This window comes from Micrococcus sp. MS-ASIII-49 (assembly GCF_000946635.1).
GTDB lineage: Bacteria > Actinomycetota > Actinomycetes > Actinomycetales > Micrococcaceae > Micrococcus > Micrococcus luteus.
This window is the reverse complement of record NZ_JXSP01000101.1, coordinates 1-3,909: the sequence shown is the minus strand read 5'-3', so window position 1 is coordinate 3,909 and position 3,909 is coordinate 1. Positions and strand designations below refer to the sequence as shown.

Sequence of the window (3,909 nt, the reverse complement as noted above, 5' to 3'; positions counted from 1 at the left end):
ACGATTGTCAGACATGCCCTAGGCGTCAACGCGGGGTCAGCGGGGCCCGCTGAGGCCGCGCAGGGCGCCACGGTGCTGGAGCACGTGCAGGTCCCAGCGTGCGCTGAGCCCCTCGAACAACCCGATGCCACGCCGGGAGTTACCTTGCTCGTCCAGGCGCGGCGACCACGTGGCGATGCCCAGGGCCCCGGGCACGGCGCCGAGCAGCGCGCCCGAGACGCCGGACTTCGCGGGCACGCCGACCTCGGCCACCCACTGGCCGCTGGCGTCGTACATGCCGCAGGTGAGCATCACGGACATCGCCTGCTGCGCCACCCACTCGTCCAGCACCCGCTCCCCTGTCACGGGGTTCGTGCCGCCAGCGGCGAGGGTGGCGCCCATGACGGCCAGCTGGGGTGCGGTGACCAGGACCGAGCACTGCGCGAGGTACCCGGCCACGGCCTCGCGGGCCGAGATGGGCAGCCGGCCGGCGTCGGCGAGCAGGTGGGCCAGGCCCAGGTTGCGGTCGGCGCGGGTGCGCTCGGCGTCGAGGACGTCCTCGCAGACCTCCAGCTCGACGCCGGCCAGCGCGCTGTAGCGGCGCAGCAGCAGGGCCGTCCGCTCGTCCTCGTCCCCGGCGGGCAGGAGGGAGTGGACCAGGATGGCGCCGGCGTTGATCAGCGGGTTGCACGGCCGGCCGTCGTCGTGCAGGGACAGGTGGTTGAACGACTCACCGGAGGGCTCGACGCCCACGTGCTCCAGCACGTGGTCCAGGCCGATCTCCTGCAGCACCACCGCGTAGGTGAGGACCTTGGAGACCGACTGCAGCGCGAAGGCGTGCTCGGTCTCCCCGGCGGCGGCCTGGTGGCCGTCCACCGTGCACACCGCCACGGCGAGGCCGTCCACATGCTGGCCGGCGACGTCCTCGAGGTAGTCGGAGGGCTCGCCGCGGCGGTCGGACTCCACCTCGTCGAGCATCGCGCGCAGGTCGTCGTCGAATCGCGTCGTGTCCATTCCTGGTCACAGTAGTGGACGGGCAGGCGGGCGGGCGCCGGGCCGGTCACGGCGTTCACTGGACCGGGGCATTCGGGCCCATCGGCAGGTCCAGCCGCATCCAGCCGATGACCATGCCGGTGCACGCGGGCAGGAAGGCGATCGAGGACGGGAGCATCGTGGCGATCAGGGAGCCGATGCCCATCTTCCGGTCGTACCTCTGAGCCACCGCGATGATCAGCGGGACGCTACGCCTGCCGCGGCGGGTCAAGGCAAGACCCGGGAACCCGGGCCGGGGCTATCGTCGGGGGATGGACGTGCGGATCGGGACCTCCGGCTGGACCTACAGGCACTGGCGCGGGACCTTCTACCCGCAGGGGCTGCGGATCGCCGACCAGCTCGACCACTACACGGAGCGCTTCCGGACGGTCGAGCTCAACGGCTCCCACTACCGCTGGCCGGCGGACAGCACCGTCGAGGCCTGGCGCGAGCGCCTGCCCGCCGGCTTCGAGATGGCCGTCAAGGCCTCCCGCTACCTGACCCACTACCGCAAGCTCAACGAGCCGCAGGACTGGGTGGAGCGCATCGTGCACACGCTGGACCTGCTCGGTGACCACGCCGGGCCGCTGCTGCTGCAGCTGCCGGCCAACCTGCACCGCGACGACGACCGACTCGCCGGGTTCCTCGGCCTGCTGCCCGAGCGGGTGCGCGTGGCGGTGGAGGTCCAGCACGAGTCCTGGCTGGACGAGGACGTGTTCGACCTCCTCGACCGGCACGGGGCGGGGTTCGTGGTCTCGGTGATCGCCGGGCGGGAGCCGGTGCTGCGCGCGACCGGGCGCCTCGCCTACGTGCGCTTCCACAACGCGGACCCGGACTGGCGCTACGGCGGCTCGTTCTCCGACGCCGAGCTCTCCCCCTGGGTGAAGCGGCTGCGGGAGCTGACCGGCGCGGACGCGGCGGGCGCGCGCCCCGCCTACGTCTACTTCAACAACGACAACCACGGCCACGCCGCGTTCAACGCGCTGACGCTGCGCAGGATGGCGGAGACCGAAGCCTGACACGTGCCGAGCGCGTGCCTAGCGTGAGGAGGAAGCGGCGGCCGAGCGCCGCCGTCGTCCCCCGAGAGCACAGGAAGGCAGACGCACATGACCCTCATGCAGATCCCCACGGACCACGGCACGATCGGACTGAACGTGGAGGAGGCCGGCCACGGGCGTCCCGTGGTCCTCATCCACGGCTGGCCGCTGACCCTCGACTCGTGGAAGGACCAGGTCGCAGCCCTGTCCCCGCACTACCGCGTGATCACCTATGACCGGCGGGGCTTCGGTGCCTCGGAGAAGCCCGCCGGCGGGTACGACTACGACACGATGACCGCCGACCTGCACGGTCTGCTCACCGAGCTCGACCTGCGTGACGTGACGCTCGTGGGCTTCTCGATGGGCGGTGGCGAGGTGGCGCGCTACATGTCCCGGTTCGGCGCGGACCGGATCCACTCGGTGGTGTTCGCCGGCGCGGTGCCCCCGTACCTGCTGAAGACCGACGACAACCCCGACGGCCCGCTGACCGAGAAGCAGGCCGCCGAGATGCGCGCGGGTCTCGAGAAGGACCGCGAGTCGTTCTTCGACGACTTCACGACGACGTTCTTCTCCACCCCCAAGCTGGCCGGCCTGACCAGCAGCCTCAAGGTCACCGAGGAGCAGCGCCAGGAGGCCATCCGGATGGCGCTGCAGTCCGACCAGACGGCGGCGCTGGCCTGCATGGACGCGTTCGGGGCCACCGACTTCCGCCGCGACCTGCCGGCGGTGACCGTGCCGGCCCTGGTCCTGCACGGCGACGCCGACCAGATCGTGCCGTTCAAGGGCTCCGGCAAGCGGACGCACAAGGCGATCGACGGCAGCCGCGTCGAACTCGTCAAGGATGCCCCGCACGGCTTCAGCATCAGCCACTCCGAGGAGTTCAACCGGATCCTGCTGGAGTTCCTGGCGGAGTGAGGGCGCGGGCGGGCGCATCAGAGTGCGGGACGCGAGACGGCACTCGCGGGGGTGGTGCATGCCGCCCACCGCGGCGCCGACGCCGACCTTTCAGGTTCGATCCGACGCCGTGATCACCCGGAGCGCGGGATCAGGCCGACCGGCCGGCAGAACCGCGCGTCAGGACGTCGAGTACGAAGCCGATCGGCCCATGACGGGTGCGCGCGTCCTGAAATAGGCCAGATCGAAACTGCGAGCCCCGGTCCTCGTGCACCAGGCACCCAGCCACCACGGCTGCACCGCCGCGGCCTGCGACGGCCTTGTTCGCGCAGAGACAGAGCTTCTCCTCAGCCGTGAAGTGCTTCCTGATGTCGGTCAGTCAGAGCCTGCGCGGCGCTTCTGGAGCGGGCTGGCGCACAGACCGAGGTGCTGTCGATCCATGACGGCGAGATTCAGGCGCGTGAGAAGGGTCTGCCATGAGTTTGCTTGACACGAGTTATCAGGCGGCGGCAGCCGCCTGGACTGATTGAACCATCTCGAACTCGACAGGGGTGAGCTTCCCGAGACGGGCCTGCCTACGACGGCGGTGATAGGTCCGCTCGATCCAGCTCACGATCGCGAGCCGGAGCTGGTCGAAGGACTGCCAGCGACGCCGGTTCAGCACGTTCTTCTGCAACAGCGCGAAGAAGGATTCCATTACCGCGTTGTCCCCAGCAGCACCGACCCTGCCCATCGACCCGACCAGGCCGTTGACCCGGAGCGTCTCCACGAACCGCCTGGCTCGAAATTGCGATCCTCGATCCGAATGCACCCGGCAACTCTGCACCTCGGCCTTGCCTCCACGCCGGCCCAGAGCCATCTGCAGGGCGTCCACGGCCAGCTGCGAGCTCATCCGCCGATTGATCGAGTAGCCCACGATCCGGTTCGAGAACACGTCCTTGACCGCGTGTAAGCGGCCATGAAAAGC

At 70.1% G+C, this 3,909-nt stretch carries 5 protein-coding genes; 2 read left to right on the top strand and 3 right to left on the bottom strand.

Annotation, left to right across the window (positions count from 1 at the left end):
- Positions 1-36: 36 nt before the first annotated feature.
- The gene (gene glsA, locus SJ20_RS07230; RefSeq protein ID WP_052833442.1) at positions 37-993 is read right to left on the bottom strand and encodes a glutaminase A; all 957 of its coding nucleotides are present in this window, start codon (positions 991-993) and stop codon (positions 37-39) included.
- Positions 994-1,048: 55 nt separating this feature from the next.
- On the bottom strand, positions 1,049-1,243 hold the full coding sequence (locus tag SJ20_RS11735; protein ID WP_255351321.1) for an AbgT family transporter: 195 nt from the start codon (positions 1,241-1,243) through the stop codon (positions 1,049-1,051).
- Positions 1,244-1,283: 40 nt separating this feature from the next.
- Between SJ20_RS11735 and SJ20_RS07225 the strand changes: the two genes are divergently transcribed.
- Positions 1,284-2,030 (top strand): DUF72 domain-containing protein, encoded by a 747-nt coding sequence (locus SJ20_RS07225; RefSeq protein ID WP_044659465.1) that lies wholly within the window; start codon positions 1,284-1,286, stop codon positions 2,028-2,030.
- Positions 2,031-2,117: 87 nt separating this feature from the next.
- Entirely contained in the window at positions 2,118-2,963 is an 846-nt protein-coding gene (locus tag SJ20_RS07220) for an alpha/beta fold hydrolase (protein WP_010079170.1), read from the top strand.
- Between the two features lie 478 nt (positions 2,964-3,441).
- Here the strand turns inward: SJ20_RS07220 and SJ20_RS07215 are convergent.
- On the bottom strand, positions 3,442-3,909 hold a 468-nt coding region (locus SJ20_RS07215), incomplete at its 5' end, for a DDE-type integrase/transposase/recombinase (RefSeq protein ID WP_044659464.1).